General features: G+C 61.5%; 18 protein-coding genes and 4 pseudogenes. 6 read left to right on the forward strand and 16 right to left on the reverse strand.

Translation table 11 applies throughout. From position 1 onward, the window contains the following. Positions 1-42: 42 nt before the first annotated feature. Positions 43-447: a single-stranded DNA-binding protein gene (locus HYN69_RS19795; protein WP_108437625.1), complete on the reverse strand. Its 405-nt coding sequence runs from the start codon at positions 445-447 to the stop codon at positions 43-45. A gap of 440 nt (positions 448-887) precedes the next feature. Between HYN69_RS19795 and HYN69_RS19800 the strand changes: the two genes are divergently transcribed. Together HYN69_RS19800 and HYN69_RS19805 are read left to right on the forward strand one after the other, a co-directional pair. Further along, positions 888-1,208, forward strand: coding sequence for an H-NS histone family protein (locus HYN69_RS19800; protein WP_108437626.1), 321 nt, complete (start codon positions 888-890; stop codon positions 1,206-1,208). A gap of 225 nt (positions 1,209-1,433) precedes the next feature. Further along, complete coding sequence (locus tag HYN69_RS19805) at positions 1,434-2,789, forward strand: IS1380-like element IS1247 family transposase (protein ID WP_078527637.1); 1,356 nt, start codon at positions 1,434-1,436, stop codon at positions 2,787-2,789. 720 nt (positions 2,790-3,509) lie between these two features. On the opposite strand, the pseudogene HYN69_RS21610 reads toward HYN69_RS19805, so the two are convergent. From HYN69_RS21610 to tet(G), 3 genes and pseudogenes are all read right to left on the reverse strand, one after another. Beyond that, positions 3,510-3,695 (reverse strand): annotated as a pseudogene (locus HYN69_RS21610) (DUF3363 domain-containing protein); the annotation flags it as partial. After that, a complete protein-coding gene (locus HYN69_RS21615) occupies positions 3,632-4,555 on the reverse strand; it encodes a LysR family transcriptional regulator (RefSeq protein WP_028657710.1) in 924 nt (307 codons plus the stop codon). The pseudogene HYN69_RS21610 and the gene HYN69_RS21615, both read right to left, overlap by 64 nt. 89 nt (positions 4,556-4,644) lie before the next feature. Further along, positions 4,645-5,820, reverse strand: coding sequence for a tetracycline efflux MFS transporter Tet(G) (tet(G), locus tag HYN69_RS19820; protein ID WP_001257840.1), 1,176 nt, complete (start codon positions 5,818-5,820; stop codon positions 4,645-4,647). Positions 5,821-5,923: 103 nt separating this feature from the next. Here tet(G) and tetR(G) point away from each other — a divergent pair, with 103 nt between their 5' ends. Next, the gene (gene tetR(G), locus HYN69_RS19825; RefSeq protein ID WP_000163574.1) at positions 5,924-6,550 is read left to right on the forward strand and encodes a tetracycline resistance transcriptional repressor TetR(G); all 627 of its coding nucleotides are present in this window, start codon (positions 5,924-5,926) and stop codon (positions 6,548-6,550) included. Here tetR(G) and HYN69_RS21055 read toward each other — a convergent pair. The 8 genes and pseudogenes from HYN69_RS21055 to HYN69_RS19855 form a co-directional block, all read right to left on the reverse strand. Then, positions 6,547-6,663 (reverse strand): annotated as a pseudogene (locus HYN69_RS21055) (DUF3363 domain-containing protein); the annotation flags it as partial. The gene tetR(G) and the pseudogene HYN69_RS21055 sit on opposite strands and share 4 nt — an antisense overlap. A gap of 93 nt (positions 6,664-6,756) precedes the next feature. Further along, positions 6,757-7,971 (reverse strand): chloramphenicol/florfenicol efflux MFS transporter FloR, encoded by a 1,215-nt coding sequence (gene floR, locus HYN69_RS19835; RefSeq protein WP_093994463.1) that lies wholly within the window; start codon positions 7,969-7,971, stop codon positions 6,757-6,759. Between the two features lie 216 nt (positions 7,972-8,187). After that, positions 8,188-9,585, reverse strand: a complete 1,398-nt coding sequence (locus HYN69_RS21855) for a DUF3363 domain-containing protein (RefSeq protein ID WP_407925268.1) — start codon at positions 9,583-9,585, stop codon at positions 8,188-8,190. A gap of 9 nt (positions 9,586-9,594) precedes the next feature. Continuing rightward, positions 9,595-10,095 (reverse strand): annotated as a pseudogene (locus tag HYN69_RS22010) (relaxase/mobilization nuclease domain-containing protein); the annotation flags it as partial. Positions 10,096-10,238: 143 nt separating this feature from the next. After that, positions 10,239-10,559, reverse strand: a complete 321-nt coding sequence (locus tag HYN69_RS20765) for a hypothetical protein (protein WP_092842504.1) — start codon at positions 10,557-10,559, stop codon at positions 10,239-10,241. Beyond that, the gene (locus tag HYN69_RS19845) at positions 10,556-11,443 is read right to left on the reverse strand and encodes a lytic transglycosylase domain-containing protein (RefSeq protein ID WP_102906886.1); all 888 of its coding nucleotides are present in this window, start codon (positions 11,441-11,443) and stop codon (positions 10,556-10,558) included. The genes HYN69_RS20765 and HYN69_RS19845 overlap by 4 nt, the downstream gene beginning before the upstream one ends. Further along, a complete protein-coding gene (locus HYN69_RS19850; RefSeq protein ID WP_102906887.1) occupies positions 11,440-11,775 on the reverse strand; it encodes a DUF736 domain-containing protein in 336 nt (111 codons plus the stop codon). Before HYN69_RS19850 ends, HYN69_RS19845 begins: the two co-directional genes overlap by 4 nt. Before the next feature lie 33 nt (positions 11,776-11,808). Then, positions 11,809-12,354 (reverse strand): S26 family signal peptidase, encoded by a 546-nt coding sequence (locus HYN69_RS19855; RefSeq protein ID WP_108437627.1) that lies wholly within the window; start codon positions 12,352-12,354, stop codon positions 11,809-11,811. Between the two features lie 217 nt (positions 12,355-12,571). Here HYN69_RS19855 and HYN69_RS19860 point away from each other — a divergent pair, with 217 nt between their 5' ends. The 3 genes and pseudogenes from HYN69_RS19860 to glmM form a co-directional block, all read left to right on the forward strand. Then, positions 12,572-13,927, forward strand: a complete 1,356-nt coding sequence (locus HYN69_RS19860; RefSeq protein ID WP_078527637.1) for an IS1380-like element IS1247 family transposase — start codon at positions 12,572-12,574, stop codon at positions 13,925-13,927. A gap of 232 nt (positions 13,928-14,159) precedes the next feature. Beyond that, positions 14,160-14,975, forward strand: coding sequence for a sulfonamide-resistant dihydropteroate synthase Sul2 (sul2, locus tag HYN69_RS19865; protein ID WP_001043260.1), 816 nt, complete (start codon positions 14,160-14,162; stop codon positions 14,973-14,975). An 86-nt stretch (positions 14,976-15,061) separates the two neighbouring features. Beyond that, positions 15,062-15,304 (forward strand): annotated as a pseudogene (gene glmM, locus HYN69_RS19870) (phosphoglucosamine mutase); the annotation flags it as partial. Positions 15,305-15,633: 329 nt separating this feature from the next. Here the strand turns inward: glmM and HYN69_RS21060 are convergent. The 4 genes from HYN69_RS21060 to HYN69_RS19890 form a co-directional block, all read right to left on the reverse strand. Then, positions 15,634-15,798 carry a hypothetical protein gene (locus tag HYN69_RS21060; RefSeq protein ID WP_174213678.1) on the reverse strand — a complete coding sequence of 55 codons (165 nt, stop codon included), beginning with the start codon at positions 15,796-15,798 and terminating at the stop codon, positions 15,634-15,636. A gap of 450 nt (positions 15,799-16,248) precedes the next feature. After that, positions 16,249-16,572: a type II toxin-antitoxin system RelE/ParE family toxin gene (locus HYN69_RS19880; RefSeq protein WP_230426607.1), complete on the reverse strand. Its 324-nt coding sequence runs from the start codon at positions 16,570-16,572 to the stop codon at positions 16,249-16,251. A gap of 14 nt (positions 16,573-16,586) precedes the next feature. Next, positions 16,587-16,847, reverse strand: coding sequence for a type II toxin-antitoxin system ParD family antitoxin (locus HYN69_RS19885; protein ID WP_108437630.1), 261 nt, complete (start codon positions 16,845-16,847; stop codon positions 16,587-16,589). A 106-nt stretch (positions 16,848-16,953) separates the two neighbouring features. Next, the gene (locus HYN69_RS19890; RefSeq protein WP_108437631.1) at positions 16,954-17,424 is read right to left on the reverse strand and encodes a hypothetical protein; all 471 of its coding nucleotides are present in this window, start codon (positions 17,422-17,424) and stop codon (positions 16,954-16,956) included. Positions 17,425-17,445: the final 21 nt, after the last annotated feature.

The raw sequence follows: 17,445 nt of genomic DNA on the forward strand, positions 1-17,445 counted from the left end.
CGGCGGGTTGCCCCGCCGGGCCTTAGGGAGACCCCGTTCTTTTCAGAACGGGATCTCGTCGTCGCGGTCGACCAGCTCGGGGTTTTCATTCTCGGTCGCTTTCGGGCGGCTGAGGAAGTCGACCTTCTCCGCGATGATCTCGCAGCCGTAGCGGTCAACGCCGGTTGCGTCGGTCCACTTTGTGTAGTGGATGCGGCCGTGGACCATGACCTTCATGCCCTTTTCGCAGTGCTCTGCGACAGTCTTGCCGAGACCGTTGAAGCAGGTGATGCGGTGCCATTCGGTGTCCATGACCCGGTAGCCGTTTTCGTCGCGGATCGCGCGACCTTCCGAAAGGCGGGGGCGCGAGGTGGCGAGGGTGAAGTTGGTGATCTTGGTGCCGCTCTGGGTGGCGCGGACTTCGGGCTTCTGACCGATGTTGCCGGCGAGGATGACGATGTTCTGCATGTTAAGCTCCTGTGTTTCCTGTCCCCGGGACCGTCCCTTCGACAAGACCCGAAAGAAGCCTGTCGGGTGAGGCGTGCACGGCTGGGCCAGCAGACCAGACGGAAACCCCCAAAGGTCCGGGGTGGAGCGGGCAGGTGCCGCGTTTCCAAAGAAACGCTAGCCAACACGGCCCAGACTGACGCGGGGTTGCGCGCATGAGGCCGAACAGGCTTAGGGGATTGTCAGTCGAAGGGATGGCACCGGGGACAGGAGTGATCGGAGGCACTTGCAGAACATGTCTTTCCTCGCCCTGATAAGACGGTAAGCCCGAAGTCCTTATCCCCATAGCGGCGGATCACCTCAGAGCCCCTTTCTTGCCATTCGCGCCTAAGCCCGATCGGAGTTGCGAGCCCGCGCCGTGACGGCTATCCCAAGGGCATCATTTTGGACACGAGGCACCCATGGCTGAATTCGACGTTGAGACACTGTCGCTCAAAGAGCTCAAGAGCCTGCAGAAGGATCTGGCCAAGGCCATTTCCACATTTGAGGACAGGCAGAAAAGCGATGCCCGCAGCAAGCTCGAGATCATTGCCAAAGAGATGGGCTATTCCCTGGCCGACCTGATTGGCACCGAGGTGAAACCCACCCGTGCGCCCGCCGCCGCGAAATACCGCCATCCAGAAAACGCGGCCCTCACCTGGTCAGGCCGGGGGCGCAAGCCGCTGTGGTTTGTCGCGGCCCTAGAAGCAGGCAAATCGCCCGAGGACATGGCAGTCAACTGACCGCCTATGCGTGACCCAGCAGTGGGGCGTTCGTGTTATAGAAATCCACATTTGTGAACATGTCGCCTCGGTCATGTTTACAGAGCGCAGTTCTCCCAACATGAGAAAGTCCCCTGCCCTATCTGCTTCAGCCCACATTTCCCAAGTAAGGCGCTGATTTCGCTGTCCTGACCATTATATTTCCTATATAAAACATGGTGTTGAAGGCTGCGAGGGGCGCGTTTCATGGATCACCCAGAGGGTGCGGGCTTGCAACGGGCAGATCGGGTGGATTTCGACCCTCGCGTGCGGCTGGAATTTCGCGGCACGCAGCTCAGTTCCGACGGCGGCCTTCTGGTGATGCGCGAGCTTGATGACGCGCTCGGGTTGTCCGATTTGGCGTCAGCGGCGCTGCGCGATACTCGCTCTGGCAAGAACACGGTCCATCGGCTCGACGGCCTGTTCCGGCAATCAGTCTTTGGGCGGCTGGCCGGATACGAGGATGTCAACGACGCCAACCGTCTCGCCTGCGATCCGGTCATGCGCCAAGTTGTCGGCGGCAGAGCGGTCGATGCACAAGCGGCCTCGGCATCGCAGATGGGACGGTTCGAGACCGAGACGCTGGCTCTGGCCGGGAACCGTGCCGCGCTGGCCGACCTGAACGGGCAATGGATCGACCGGTTCCATGACCGTAACGGGCTGAAGTACATCGTTCTGGACATGGACAGCTCGGTCAGCCCGACCCATGGCGACCAGGAAGGGTCCGCCTGGAATGGCCATTTCGACTGTAGCTGCTATCACCCCAACTTTCTGTTCAACCAGTTCGGGATGCTGGAACGCTGCGCCCTGCGCCATGGCAACGTCCACAGCGCCGATGGCTGGCGTGATGTTCTCGACCCCGTCATTGCGCGCTACGCGGAGCGCGACCTTGGTGGCAGGTTCTTCCGGGCCGATGCTGCCTACGCGATCCCGGCGATCTATGAGCGATTGGAAGAAGCGCGGTTCTTCTACGCCATCCGGCTGCCCGCAAACGCGGTCCTCAAGGACAAGATCGCGCATCGGCTAACGCGCCCTGTCGGGCGGCCGTCACTGACCAAGGTCAAGCGGTTCTTCGAGGAATTCGAGTATCAGGCGGCGTCCTGGGACAAGGAACGCCGGGTGATCGCCAAGATCGAATGGCATCCGGGCGAACTGTTCCCGCGTGTCGGCTTCATCGTCACCAACCTGCCGATGGAGCCGGACTGGGTGGTGCGGTTCTACAACCAGCGCGGCACCGCCGAGCAGCACATCAAAGAGGGCAAATACGCCTTTCGCTGGACGCGGCTGTCGTGCCGGAAGTTCCGCGACAATGAGGTGCGGCTGCAACTGCACGCCCTGGCGTACAACCTGGCCACCTTCTTGCACTGCATCGAGCTGCCCGAGGCCATGGCCGACTGGTCGTTGACCAGCCTGCAACTGAAGCTGATCAAGATCGGGGCACGTGTGGTCCGTCACGCCCGCACCATCACCTTCCAGCTGGCCGAGGTCGCTGTCACCGGCACGATGGTACGCGCCATCCTCGCCGCTATCCGCCGATTGCGAGCGCCACCGCTATGCGCATGATCGCGATCCACGCTCAAACTGAACGAAAGCGGCTGGACAGATCTGTCCGCTGCGCTGAAAAACGCCGCCCCTGGGCAAGGAAACAGCGGCTTCGCGGTCTGATCCGTCCAGATCCAGCAGTCTGCGCGACCGCAGGTGCCGCTTGCGGCAGAAAATCCTTGTCTAGCGCTCGGATACAGGCGATCTTCACCTCAAACGACACGCCACTTGGGGAATGCAGGAGTAATGTGGGTGTCGTGTTGTAGCTCGTCAAGAGGTAGATGTGAAATAAATATGGCACTGTGTCTATTTTGTAGGATACGTTCTATTTAAGCCCTCAGAGGCTAGGCGGTTTACGGGCATGTAAGTGTGACACCTTAGACTCGGAGTCGGGACTGTGAGGGGCCTTAGAGAGCTTCTAGATGCCATTTCAGGGGTCTCCTAGATCGACAACATGCTCTCCTCTCACTTTGTAGCTTCATAACTGTGGGTGTCAGTTAGCAACAGTGCTCGAGTCCAGGATTTGCGTTCATTCTGTGAAGGCCGGTTGATAGGCGTTCCAACGGATTCGGCTTTGGCGGTGTTAATGCAAGTGTCGCTTTCCGGCGATGGCAGTAACAGTCCCGGACTGTGCTTCCGCAAACACTTCGGTTCGCTACGCAACGATGGTCAGATAACGCTTTTGAGAGGAAGGTCGAATAGAGCATTGATCCTATAGCGCCGGTCCTATCTGCCCGCGCAGACCTCGCTGCTGAGCTGGCGGTTGATGACCGGCCGCCACGGGACAAGGGTGCATTTATGGCTCTTTTCAACCACAGCGAACTGGCTGCTGGATAATTGTACGGTGCCGGTGGACTTGTCGCTCACGCCTTCGCTATCCGTGGTAGTATCGAACGGTAGTCCGTGCAGACCTTCCGGCCCATGTCGTTGGCGAGGCTGAGCAGGTTGCGAAGCGCCGCGCTGCGATTGGACGGCGACCAGACAGCCGAGAAGGCGACCGGCTCCGGCTCGTCGGTGAAGGGCAAAAAGACAATGCCGTTTGTCGGCAACAGCGCCGTGGCCGCGCCGACGATGGTGATGCCAAAGCCCTGTCCGACCAAAGACAAAAGGGTGCCACGCCCCACGTCGAAGCGCAGGATCGACGGCGCAGGCCAGCGCTCGGCATGGCGTAGCACGATATGGCTATGAACCTGCGGTCCAGTGCCGCCATGCCGGACAAGGAACGTCTCGCCTGCCAAATCGGGCCATGTGACGGCTGACCGCTTGGCGAGCGGATGCCGTTCCGGTAGCACCGCCAAGAGCGGTTCGGTCCATGTGCGACGGGAATGGCAGTCGGGTGGTTGGGGCGTGCCCGCGACGAACGCCACGTCCAACCTACCGGCGCGAAGCTGCACCACCGCTTCACGGGCCGGGCCTTCGGCGATCTCGACTTCAACATCGGGGTAATCCTTGCGGTATTGGCCGATCAGCTTTGCGAGGAAGCTATGCGGAATCAGGGCATGGATACCGATACGAAGCCGGCCGCTTTCTCCGGCTGCCGCCATGCCGGCGGTTTTCACCGCATGGTCGAGTTGGTCAATACCTACGGCTATCCGCTCGACGAAATGGCGTCCGGCCTCGGTCAGCCGAACGCCGCGCGCATGACGCTCGAACAAGAGGATGCCGAGGTCTTCTTCCAGTGCCTTCACGCGGGCGCTGACGCTGGACTGTGCAACGCCGAGCGCGTTGGCGGCGTGACGGAAGTTGAGATATTCGGCGACAGCGAGAGTGTGAACTAAGGTCATCATTGGCACTCGCCCCGAAAGGAGATGATTGCTCAACAGATTTAATCCGTCATTTCTCCTAAGTCTACGCATGCCAAATCGCCATGACTAAATCACAATGAAGTTGCGAATGGTCTGCGTAGTATTGGCAGACATATTAAATAGAGGATCGCGCCGACAATCCAAACCCAACCGTTCCATGCCCCGGCGGTGGCAGAATAGAGTGCTGTGAAGCCAAGCGGTCCTGCGATAGAGCTTAGATTGGTGAGGCTCGTTAGCGTTCCTTGCAAAGCCCCTTGCTTGTTACTGCTGACATTGTTTGAGAGCATTGCCTGCAAGGCCGGCATGCCAACACCCCCGGCGGCAAGCAGCAACAGAATCGGGAACACCATCCATCCCTGCGTGGCAAAAGCCAGAAGAACGAAGCCAGTCGCATCCGCAGCCATGCCAAACAGCAGCGTGCGCCGCTCTCCAAGCCGGCTTGAAAGCGGGCCGGTAACAAACGCTTGGAAGATCGCATGTGTTGCCCCAAACGCCGCGAGCGACAAACCAACGGTCGCGGTGTTCCACTGAAAACGGTCCTCGCCATATATGACCCATAGGGCTGCAGGCACTTGGCCGATCAGTTGAATAATGAAGAAAACTGCGAAAAGCGCACCTAGCCCGCGCAATGCATCATCCAGCCGTAACAGAACGAATGGTTTGATGCGAACCGGCTTTCCGGTCCCGCCATGGCTGTGATGAGTCTCCTTGAGGAAAATGCAGGCAAGCAGGAACGCGAACCCGTTGAGAAGGGCGGCGGCGATAAACGGGGCATGAGCAGAGATACCACCGAGCATGCCACCAAGTGCTGGCCCGGCAATCATGCCCGCCCCATAACAGGCCCCCATGTAGCCGAACCAGCGTGCGCGAGAACCTTCCCCCGTCGAATCGGCAATGGTTGAGGCTGCTACAGCTCCGGTTGCGCCCGTGACGCCGGACACGAGTCGGCCGATATAGAGCACCCATAAGACCGGCGCTGATGCCATAATCGTGTAATCGACTGCGGCTCCTGCAAGAGAAGCCAGAAGTACCGGACGCCGACCGTAAGAATCCGAAAGCTGTCCAAGCATGGGCGCGAAGACGACCTGCATCAATGCATAGAGCGACAGCAAGGCACCATAGTGTCCAGCGACCTGCTCTGCTGGCACAAGCTCACGCAGAAGCGTCGGAAGGACGGGCATGATGAGGCCGAGACCCATGGCGTCAAGACCCACGATCAGCAGGGCAATGATGGCAGAGCTGCGCACCTGAAACTCCAGCGCCGCTCAATGGAGCGACTTTATCAACGATAAGGAGATGGACATAGAACTTATCGGTGATAAATTGTCAAGCACTGGCGAAGGAACGTGAATGACCAAACTGGACAAGGGCACCGTGATCGCGGCGGCGCTAGAGCTGTTGAACGAGGTTGGCATGGACAGCCTGACGACGCGGAAGCTCGCTGAACGCCTCAAGGTTCAGCAGCCTGCGCTTTACTGGCATTTCCAGAACAAGCGAGCGCTGCTTGATGCGCTCGCCGAGGCGATGCTGGCGGAACGCCATACCCGCTCGCTACCCGAAGAGAATGAGGACTGGCGGGTGTTCCTGAAAGAGAATGCCCTGAGCTTCAGAACGGCGTTGCTCTCTTATCGCGACGGCGCGCGTATCCATGCCGGCACTCGACCGACAGAACCGAATTTTGGCACCGCCGAGACGCAAATACGCTTTCTCTGCGCGGAGGGCTTTTGTCCGAAGCGCGCCGTTTGGGCGCTCCGGGCGGTCAGTCACTATGTGGTCGGTTCCGTTCTCGAGCAGCAGGCATCTGATGCCGATGAGAGAGTTCCGGACAGGCCAGATGTGTCCGAGCAAGCACCGTCGTCCTTCCTGCACGATCTGTTTCACGAGTTGGAAACAGACGGCATGGATGCTGCGTTCAACTTCGGACTCGACAGCCTCATCGCTGGTTTCGAGCGGCTGCGTTCATCTACAACAGATTAGAGGCTTATGCCCCTTTGCCGCCCCAACTGCCACGACACCGATCCGCTTTGCACGATGCCCATGACCTCACGGCCGAGCTGGCGGTCGATGACCGGCCGCCACGGGACAAGGGAAATGAGCGGTATCTTGCCAGACAGGATACCGCCATTCACGAGGTTTCGAAGATTATTGCGCCGCATCGGAGCGGGCTTGCTTCCAGTCGTCGGCTAGACGACTGGCGACTTCTCGGTGGCAGCATCACGGGATCGAAGGAGCGCCAGCCCCAACGACACCAGCACTGCCATTGCCGTGGCGTAACAAATCACGGGCCACGCTGTATCGCCGTTTACCAGCGTCACCGCCAATGTCCCGACGATACTGACTATCAGGCTTTGGATGCAGAAGTAGAACGCAACCGCTGATCCAGCGATGTCGTCGAACTGCGCAAGTGCGCCGTTGGCGGTAACGGACACCGTGAAGACAATGCCGACCGCGACAACCCACATCGGCAGGATGAAGCTGAAAAATGACGGCGATCCGAAAAGTTGGCCGATCCCCAACAGGATCGCGCCGGAAACGAGCAACGCCATCCCGCGCGCTACGCATCCCGCGATACCCCATTTGGCAACGAAGGACTTTGCGAAGCGGGTTGTCGTGACCATGACCAGCGCGACAGTCGCGAAGGCCAAGCTAAATCCGATCTCGGAATAGCCGGCTTGGCCTATGAGAACACGGGGGGCTGTCGAGAAGAAAACGAAGAATGTGCCCATGCCGGCACTAAATCCGACCGTGTAAACCCAAAAGGCCGGACTCGCGAAGATCGGCAAAACAGATCGTTGCGTTCTGGCCTGATCCAACGGTCGGGTTTCATGCCACCTGAAACTGGCGTTTAAGAGTGCGAGCGAAGCCAGTGCAGCCAGTGTGATGAAGATCGCCTGCCATCCCCAAAACTCGCCGATCAGCGCACCGGCTATAGGGCCGAGCGCAGGCACGAACGCCAGCATCGAACTGAAAAGGCCGTAGATGACGGCACCTTCGGGACGATTGGCATATACGTCGCGCACGGTCGCGAAGGTGGCCACCAGCATGGCCGATGCTCCAACAGCCTGAACCAGACGAAACGCAACAAAGGCTAATGCAGTTGAAGAACAAGCCGCTCCCAGAGACGCAGCAACGAAAGCCGTTGCGCCTACAAGCAGGATCGGCCGTCGCCCGACGCGATCGGAGAGTGGCCCAAAGATCACTTGGCCCACACCGAGCATCACCATGTAGAGGCTCAACGTGAGTTGGATTATGGATGGAGTCGTGTTCAGGACGCCCGGCATCGCCGGAACGACTGGAAGATAAATATCCATCGCCAGCGAGGCGAGGATGTCGAAGGGAGCCATAAGCAGCAAGGCTGCCGGCAGCGTATAGGCCCACGCGGGGCGTGTGGTGGTCATGACGAATCAACCGCTCGATTAAGGATACCGGGCAGCGTCTGCTCGTCAGCAATCAGATGGGATTGGTCTTACAGAGCGCCGCAACAACAATTCTGATGTTGCGGCTTACTTGTCTGCTGACTTGGAATTTCCCATGCTGATGGCTCCACGATTACGAAATTGAATAGCAGCTCTTATCGAATTAGTTGTTGCGTTGCAATGCGGTATCGTTGGCTCCTATAGCCCCAACCCCCGCTGCCGCCCTAACTGCCACGACACCGAACCGCCCTGCATGATACCCGCGACCTCGCGGCCGAGCTGGCGGTCGATGATCGGCCGCCACGGGACAAGGGTGAACTCGTGGCTCTTTTCCACGATGGCGAACTTGCCGCTCGTTAGCTGGACAGTCCCGGTGAACTTGCCGCTGACACTCTCACCATCCTTGGCGGCGCGGAACGGCAGCGCCTTGCCCTCGGCCATCTCCGCACCGGCGCGCGCAACTTCCCGCTCGCGCAGGGTGGCGAGAAGATTGCGCCGGTAGAAGATTCGGCCGTCCCGGCTGCGCGTGGCGTCACGCTGCTCGATATGATGCTCGCGGCGCTGGTCCATAGCCTCGCGCACCTGCTGGCCGAAGCCGGTCGGGGCAAGGTCGGCCGTCTCGCCATGGATCAGCCTCCGGTCCAGCCAGGTCGCGCCGTCCGATCCGATCTGCCTGTCCAGATTGACGGGAGAAAGGACGCGAACACTGGCCTGCCGGTCGCGGCCGGCGTCATGGGCAGCGGCACGGCTAGCCAGATCGTCAGGGATACGCCATTGATCCGCATCGATCCGCTCGACGATCCCGGCGCGACGCAATGCCTCCAGCCGGCGCACATGGGCATCGACATAGCCCTCGTAGTCACCGCCGGGAACGCGGCCCTCGAACTTCGCCTGCTCCAGATGGCGGCTCGGCCGATAGATGCCGTCCTCGGCGATGGCGGTGATGGTGCGGTCGGACGGCCGGGCCGTCACCTCGGCCGGGCCGATCTGGACGACGCTGCCGATGCGGGCGTCCTCCAGCCGCTCGGGCGCGAGGCCGGCGATGTGGTGCGTCCTGCCGTCGATCCCGTCCACCATGACTGTTAGGTTCTCCCCCAACTCGTCGGACAGGTGCTTGTCAACGACGCGACCGACGATGGGCGTCTCGGGCGCTCCGTCATGGATTTGAAAACTCATGGGATCGCGCTCGCCACCTTCCGCACCGAGCGCCTTCTGCATGGTGCGGATAATGTCGCCACGCTCGCCTAGCTCGCGCAGGGCTGGCTCCATGTTCTTGCTCAATTCCCAAACGGCGGGCGCGTGCTCGGTCGCCAGCCCCATCTTCTCCAGCTTGGCGAGCCTGCGCAGGCGTAACGTCCGCTCGAACTGGCGGCGTGGTGCAGCCGGCTCATGGCGCAGGTCGAGGAAGCGGGCATCGGCTTCTTCGGCCATGGCGCGGTCGATCCGGGTCAAGCGGTCTTGGTCGATTTCGGCGGACCGCTTGCGGGTCTGCTCGATCTCGGTAACGGGGCCGAGTTCAAGACTGGCAAGCTCGCTGGCCCGTTCGCGCAGGCCGGCGGAAAGATAGTCGCCGTTGATGACTAGATCCCCGCCCATATCGTCGCGCCCATTGACGATGATATGCACATGGGGATGGCCGGTGTTGTAGTGATTGACGGCGACCCAATCGAGTTTCGTGCCGAGGTCGGCTTCCACCTGCTTCATGAAATCGCGGGTGTAAGCCGTGAGGTCCGACAGCTCTGCGCTGTCCTCGGGCGAGACGATGAATCTGAACTGGTGGCGGTCGTCCTTGCCGCGATCAAGGAAGGCGTCGCCATCGGCGCGGTGCTCGGTCGCCGAATAGAGCCGGCCCCGCTCGCCGTCGCGTGAGGTTCCGTCACGCTGGACATAGCGCAGATGTGCACGGGCACGGCCGCCCTTCAATGCGGCCCTGACGCTGCGCTGCTTGACGATGACGCGGCGGCTGCCCGGCTGGCGATGATGCCAGTTGCCCGAGATATTGCGGGCACGCACGAAGCTCGCGCCCCGGCCGCGCTTCACGCCCTTGCCGCTGGCGACCACGGCACGGGACCGGCCCGACGATGACGGGCGGGCGGATGACGGCATGGAAGGGTCGCGGGAGGCTGCCGCCTGATGCTGCCGGGTGATCTTCTTGACCTGCGTGAAAAAGCTCTTGGTCTTGCCGGCCTTCGGCGTGTCGGATCGGATGCGGCCGGGCTTCGGTCGGAAGCGGTTTTCGTCGTCGGCGCTCAAGGGCGCGACTCCAGCCCAAACCGCCGGAAAACCGCCGATCTGCGCCTATGGTGCCGCTTGAAACCCTGCAAAGCCAAGGCTTTGCGCAAAATCGCGGCACGCGGCCCCTCAAAACCATGGTGCCGGAACCGGCCACCTAACCAGTGTGCAGACAACAACAATTTCCAGAAGCGGCCCGACATGGTGCCGTCTTCTTTAATCTTGCCCTCCGCCCTTTCTTCCTTCTCTGCCTTTCCTGCCGGGAATCCAGTCGGGCGCAAACCCGCCTGACTGGACACCGGAATGAGCACCGCCGAGCGCGGAAACACCGCCCTCATGGCGTTCCTCCGTCGCTTGCGCGGACCACGAAAATGCTGCCGTCCTGCTGCTCTGCATCGACAGAATCGCGCATCGAAACGGTCGTGCGGGCGTCGCCGGAGCGCATGACGAACAACGCTGCCTCGCGCCAATCGGGCGGTGGTGGCGGTGCCGATGACGGCGGTTGGGTCGCAGCTGCGCCGCCGAGAACGGGCACCAGCGCGGCGACATAGGCCCGCGTCTCGGCCGGCAGAGTGCGGCCGGTCGCAAGGTAGTGGTCATAGCGGCCGGGACCGGCATTGTAGGCCGCCAGCATCGCCGCGACATTGCCGTAGCGGTCGAACATTTCGCGCAGGTAGGCCGTGCCTGCGAGGATGTTGTCGCGCGGGTCATAGGGATCACGGCCGAGGCCATGGCGGACGCGCAGGCCCGCCCATGTGTCGGGCATCACCTGCATCAATCCCATCGCCCCGGCCGACGAAATCGCGCGCACATCGCCCGCGCTCTCGGCGTGCAGCACGGCGCGAATCCAGTGCTCTGGGATGCCGAAACGCTGCGACGCCTCGGCGATGTGCGCCGCATAGGGCTGGGCGGCAGCCGGGCGCTCAACCGACGCGGATTGCGCGACAGCGACGCCCGATCCCGCGCAGGCGAAAAGCGCGCCGGCCAGTATCAGGACGGCATAATGCCATGCAGTCCTGTCTCCGCTTCGACACCAGCCTGCCAGCGTGCTCGCTGCGGTCAAGGGCAAGGCGCAAGCGCCGGCCGATGGCCGCCCCTGACCTTCGCTGTGCGCGCCGGCCGTCCGGTGGCCGAGCGGAACGAAGGGATGAGACGGCTTTTCCGCGAACAAAGGGATGACGATCTTGGACCGGATGGCGGGCCGGACGCGCGCGGCCGTCATTCGTCATCCTCGATCTTCCGGGCGTGCTTCCAACGCAGGGTCCAGACCGAAGGATCGTCGTTGGACTGGAACAGTTTGGCGCGGATCGGGAACGGGAAGATTGGTCCCTCCAATCGCATCGAAACGAACTCGCCAGCGTTCTCGCTGGAGTCTTTCCATGCGGGTCCGGCGTCCGGGCCGTCCCCGCTATCGAGGCGCACGCGATAGTCGGGGGCGTTTTTCACGTCGCTCGGTTTGGCCGGGACGATGAACAGCTTTTCGTGGAGGCCGAACGAATGAAGCACTCCCGCATAGCCGGTTTCGGTGCGGGTGAAGGTGCCTATTTCTGCCATGGAAATCTCCTGCGGTTGGTTCTCGGGGGAATTTCAGTGCGTCGGCGCGCGCCACTCGTAGCGGCCGACGCCTTCCTCATCGGTCCAGAGCGGGACCGCTCGGCCGATGACGGAAACTGCGGGGATGGGTCCGAAATACCGGCCGTCGAGGCTGTCGCGGACTTCCCAATTCATGAGGAAAAGCTGGTCGTCGCCGATGACGCGGCAGCCCTGCCAGACGGGCAGATCGCGGCCGAGGCTGTCACGCTCCAGCGCCTCGCCCATGTCGATCCCGTTCACCGTGATCGTGCGGCCGGTGCGGCAAACCCGCTGTCCAGGCAGGCCCAAGACGCGCTTCAACAGCGGGACGCCGCGCGCGATATAGCCGCGCTCGACCATGAAGGCGGCCAGCGGTTCGGGCGGCATGATGGCGACCAGCTCGGGCACGTCGAGCGCGTCGGCCGGCTCTACCGTGTAGAAGCCGACCGGCGCGCTTGCCGTGGCGTTCCAGATGAGTTTTGCGGGCCAATGGGAGGCGCTGGTGGCGGCGATGCCGATGACGGCGAGCGCCGTCACCGCGAGGGTGCGGCGGCGCGTCATGGGTCGATCCTTCGGCGATGAAGCCAAGGTCTAGCGCTCGGATACAGGCGATCTTCACCTCAAACGACACGCCACTTGGGGAATGCAGGATGAGACTCATGCTCGATTATTATTATTATAGAACCCACATTTCCCAAGTAAGGCGCTGATTTCGCTGTCCTGACCATTATATTTCCTATATAAAACATGGTGTTGAAGGCTGCGAGGGGCGCGTTTCATGGATCACCCAGAGGGTGCGGGCTTGCAACGGGCAGATCGGGTGGATTTCGACCCTCGCGTGCGGCTGGAATTTCGCGGCACGCAGCTCAGTTCCGACGGCGGCCTTCTGGTGATGCGCGAGCTTGATGACGCGCTCGGGTTGTCCGATTTGGCGTCAGCGGCGCTGCGCGATACTCGCTCTGGCAAGAACACGGTCCATCGGCTCGACGGCCTGTTCCGGCAATCAGTCTTTGGGCGGCTGGCCGGATACGAGGATGTCAACGACGCCAACCGTCTCGCCTGCGATCCGGTCATGCGCCAAGTTGTCGGCGGCAGAGCGGTCGATGCACAAGCGGCCTCGGCATCGCAGATGGGACGGTTCGAGACCGAGACGCTGGCTCTGGCCGGGAACCGTGCCGCGCTGGCCGACCTGAACGGGCAATGGATCGACCGGTTCCATGACCGTAACGGGCTGAAGTACATCGTTCTGGACATGGACAGCTCGGTCAGCCCGACCCATGGCGACCAGGAAGGGTCCGCCTGGAATGGCCATTTCGACTGTAGCTGCTATCACCCCAACTTTCTGTTCAACCAGTTCGGGATGCTGGAACGCTGCGCCCTGCGCCATGGCAACGTCCACAGCGCCGATGGCTGGCGTGATGTTCTCGACCCCGTCATTGCGCGCTACGCGGAGCGCGACCTTGGTGGCAGGTTCTTCCGGGCCGATGCTGCCTACGCGATCCCGGCGATCTATGAGCGATTGGAAGAAGCGCGGTTCTTCTACGCCATCCGGCTGCCCGCAAACGCGGTCCTCAAGGACAAGATCGCGCATCGGCTAACGCGCCCTGTCGGGCGGCCGTCACTGACCAAGGTCAAGCGGTTCTTCGAGGAATTCGAGTATCAGGCGGCGTCCTGGGACAAGGAACGCCGGGTGATCGCCAAGATCGAATGGCATCCGGGCGAACTGTTCCCGCGTGTCGGCTTCATCGTCACCAACCTGCCGATGGAGCCGGACTGGGTGGTGCGGTTCTACAACCAGCGCGGCACCGCCGAGCAGCACATCAAAGAGGGCAAATACGCCTTTCGCTGGACGCGGCTGTCGTGCCGGAAGTTCCGCGACAATGAGGTGCGGCTGCAACTGCACGCCCTGGCGTACAACCTGGCCACCTTCTTGCACTGCATCGAGCTGCCCGAGGCCATGGCCGACTGGTCGTTGACCAGCCTGCAACTGAAGCTGATCAAGATCGGGGCACGTGTGGTCCGTCACGCCCGCACCATCACCTTCCAGCTGGCCGAGGTCGCTGTCACCGGCACGATGGTACGCGCCATCCTCGCCGCTATCCGCCGATTGCGAGCGCCACCGCTATGCGCATGATCGCGATCCACGCTCAAACTGAACGAAAGCGGCTGGACAGATCTGTCCGCTGCGCTGAAAAACGCCGCCCCTGGGCAAGGAAACAGCGGCTTCGCGGTCTGATCCGTCCAGATCCAGCAGTCTGCGCGACCGCAGGTGCCGCTTGCGGCAGAAAATCCTTGTCTAGCGCTCGGATACAGGCGATCTTCACCTCAAACGACACGCCACTTGGGGAATGCAGGTAGAAGCCCCCATGAATAAATCGCTCATCATTTTCGGCATCGTCAACATAACCTCGGACAGTTTCTCCGATGGAGGCCGGTATCTGGCGCCAGACGCAGCCATTGCGCAGGCGCGTAAGCTGATGGCCGAGGGGGCAGATGTGATCGACCTCGGTCCGGCATCCAGCAATCCCGACGCCGCGCCTGTTTCGTCCGACACAGAAATCGCGCGTATCGCGCCGGTGCTGGACGCGCTCAAGGCAGATGGCATTCCCGTCTCGCTCGACAGTTATCAACCCGCGACGCAAGCCTATGCCTTGTCGCGTGGTGTGGCCTATCTCAATGATATTCGCGGTTTTCCAGACGCTGCGTTCTATCCGCAATTGGCGAAATCATCTGCCAAACTCGTCGTTATGCATTCGGTGCAAGACGGGCAGGCAGATCGGCGCGAGGCACCCGCTGGCGACATCATGGATCACATTGCGGCGTTCTTTGACGCGCGCATCGCGGCGCTGACGGGTGCCGGTATCAAACGCAACCGCCTTGTCCTTGATCCCGGCATGGGGTTTTTTCTGGGGGCTGCTCCCGAAACCTCGCTCTCGGTGCTGGCGCGGTTCGATGAATTGCGGCTGCGCTTCGATTTGCCGGTGCTTCTGTCTGTTTCGCGCAAATCCTTTCTGCGCGCGCTCACAGGCCGTGGTCCGGGGGATGTCGGGGCCGCGACACTCGCTGCAGAGCTTGCCGCCGCCGCAGGTGGAGCTGACTTCATCCGCACACACGAGCCGCGCCCCTTGCGCGACGGGCTGGCGGTATTGGCGGCGCTGAAAGAAACCGCAAGAATTCGTTAACTGCACATTCGGGATATTTCTCTATATTCGCGGTTCAGCAGGCATGTCCCCTTTGAGGGCGACCCGACGACAGGATAATCGACCTTATGGTGCGCAAATATTTCGGCACAGACGGTATTCGTGGCAAAGCCAACGAAGGCGCGATGACGGCGGAAACCGCCTTGCGCGTCGGCATGGCGGCTGGCCGTGTCTTTCGTCGCGGTGACCACCGCCATCGTGTCGTGATCGGCAAGGATACGCGCCTGTCGGGCTATATGCTTGAACCCGCGCTCACAGCCGGTTTCACCTCGATGGGCATGGACGTATTCCTTTTTGGCCCGCTGCCGACAACGTATAGGAAGAATAAACGCCCTTTTCACCCAAGTCCAACAGCTTTGGACCGCAGTTGACTCTTTCGACACCCCTGCGATGCAACCCAATCCGGCTGACGGGGAGCCAGCAACGCTGAAAATTTACCCTCCTCTTTCCCACTAGCGGCTCCTTTTCCGACAACCAGCACGGCGGATCCCTGTTCAGTTTCTTGCCACCGCCTTCCTTGGATTTCGGAATGCCGACAAGACGTCGGCGCAGTGGGCCTGTCAGGCTCTTGAGGGCAGACAGGCGAAAGGCCCGGAGGCGCGATAGCGCCGAGCCCGGGCCTTCTTAACGAGCGTGGGCATTACGCCCACGGGTCGATCTCAGCCAGCACCTGAACCTCATCGCCGTCGATTTCATCGGCGGGGACGGCACCAAAGGTTCCATCCCCTGCCTGAAAGACCACGATCGAAACCATGAGCGTGGCGGCGAGAGAGGCGGCGAAGGCGTGTGCATCTTTGCGGGACATCTGTTTTGGCTCCTGCTGGGAGGCGAGGGACCATCCCCCGCGCTGACAGGAACCCGCAGGCCCAAGGACGGTCTGACATCACCGGGTGCGTTCGGGCTTGCCCCGAATCCGGCCGGCGGCACGGGCTCGCCCCGTAGTCCGAGCCCTTGTGGCTTGATCTCGAAGACGGGCTTTGGGCCAAGGAAGGGACTGGCAAGCGGGGGATGGTACTTTGACACAAGGAGCCGAATTGTCCCGCTGATGCTCACCCCGCCAGCCTTGCAGACATGCTCTTAGTTAACCGAGGCCTTACTGGGGATGGAGCCTTTGGTGCCCCGCGCAGATGCACGGGAAAGGTTGGTGCTGGATGAGAGGCCCGCGTGCGGCGGGCCCCCTTGGTCTCTGAGAAGGCTCGGGCGGCGATGTCCGCCTTCTGTGCCCTCTACCGTGCGTTTTGAAATTGAGAGTTGGCTATTCGCCGCTGTCGCCTTCGCCCAGGGCGGCAAGCCGAGCAGGCAGGTCCATCCTGACATGCAGGAAGTCGACAACGATCATCCGGTCTGGCGCTGCGATAAAGACCACATAGTGCTGCCCGGACCGGGCATAGCGCAGGTTTTCGGGCAGCGACGGGTCAACCAGTCGACGGCAGTCTTTGGAAGGTGCGGCACCGTCTGCCAGTGCCTGGCACTTGTCGATGAGGTCTTCAGCATAAGCGTCCGCCTGCCGCTTGCCAAAAGTCTCGACTGTCCAGACCGCAATATCTTTCAGTGCGGCTTCTGCCTGCCGCGTCAACACCCATGGTTTTGGCATCAGGATGCGGACTTTTGCGCCGTTGCAAAGACCCGCCGGATTGCTTCTTCACCGGGTCCGCGCGCGAAAGCGCCTTCTCGGGCCTCTAGCACGCCACGTGTTAGCCGTGAGCGCAGGTCACGGAACTCGGCCTCTTCGCGCTCCAGCAAGCGCAAACCGGCCCGCAACGCCTCGGAGGCGTTCTGGTAGCGGCCCGAGGCAACCAAATCATCGATCAGCTTTGATTGGGGTTCGGTCAGCACAACGTTGCGGGTGGCCATGCAGTGATCTCCGTTTGATTGGCAATATATGCCAATGGCGCCTGTCTGTCGAGAGAGGCTCGGCCAAACCGCAAGACGGCAGTGGCCGAGCCAGAAATTAATCCCCTCAGGCGGCGATACCCGCCTCCCCTGCCCTATCGCGCTCATTGCCGACGATCTGCAGCCTCGCATTGCGATAGCCCTCCCTCGCGATCCAGAGCTCGGCCGCGGTAATGGATTCCGCCAGATGCAGCAGCTCGGTGTTGCCACCAAAGTCCAGAAGAACACGCACTTGTCCAGCTTTGGGTTCCTCAGCCACCTCGAAGACCAGCCGACTGTCAGCCGAATGGCTGCGCATGATGGTGACAAGGATGACCCCCTCTGAGGAGAAGTTGCCCTCATGCAGCGTGAAGGACGCCGGAGCCGTCCAGGTTGGATAAGGCCGCGGCGGTTCTTTCTTCACCAGGCGGCCAACACCGTTGGACCTTTCCCATGCCGCCAGCTTCTTGGTGAAGCGTGCGGGCGGTTTGGGACTGCCGTCGGTGTAACGAATAAGCGCGCCCAAGGGCGCTGTGTCGATTATTGTGGTTGCAGACATGATTCCTCATCCTGAATGCGA

The organism is Gemmobacter aquarius, from assembly GCF_003060865.1.
Lineage (GTDB): Bacteria > Pseudomonadota > Alphaproteobacteria > Rhodobacterales > Rhodobacteraceae > Paragemmobacter > Paragemmobacter aquarius.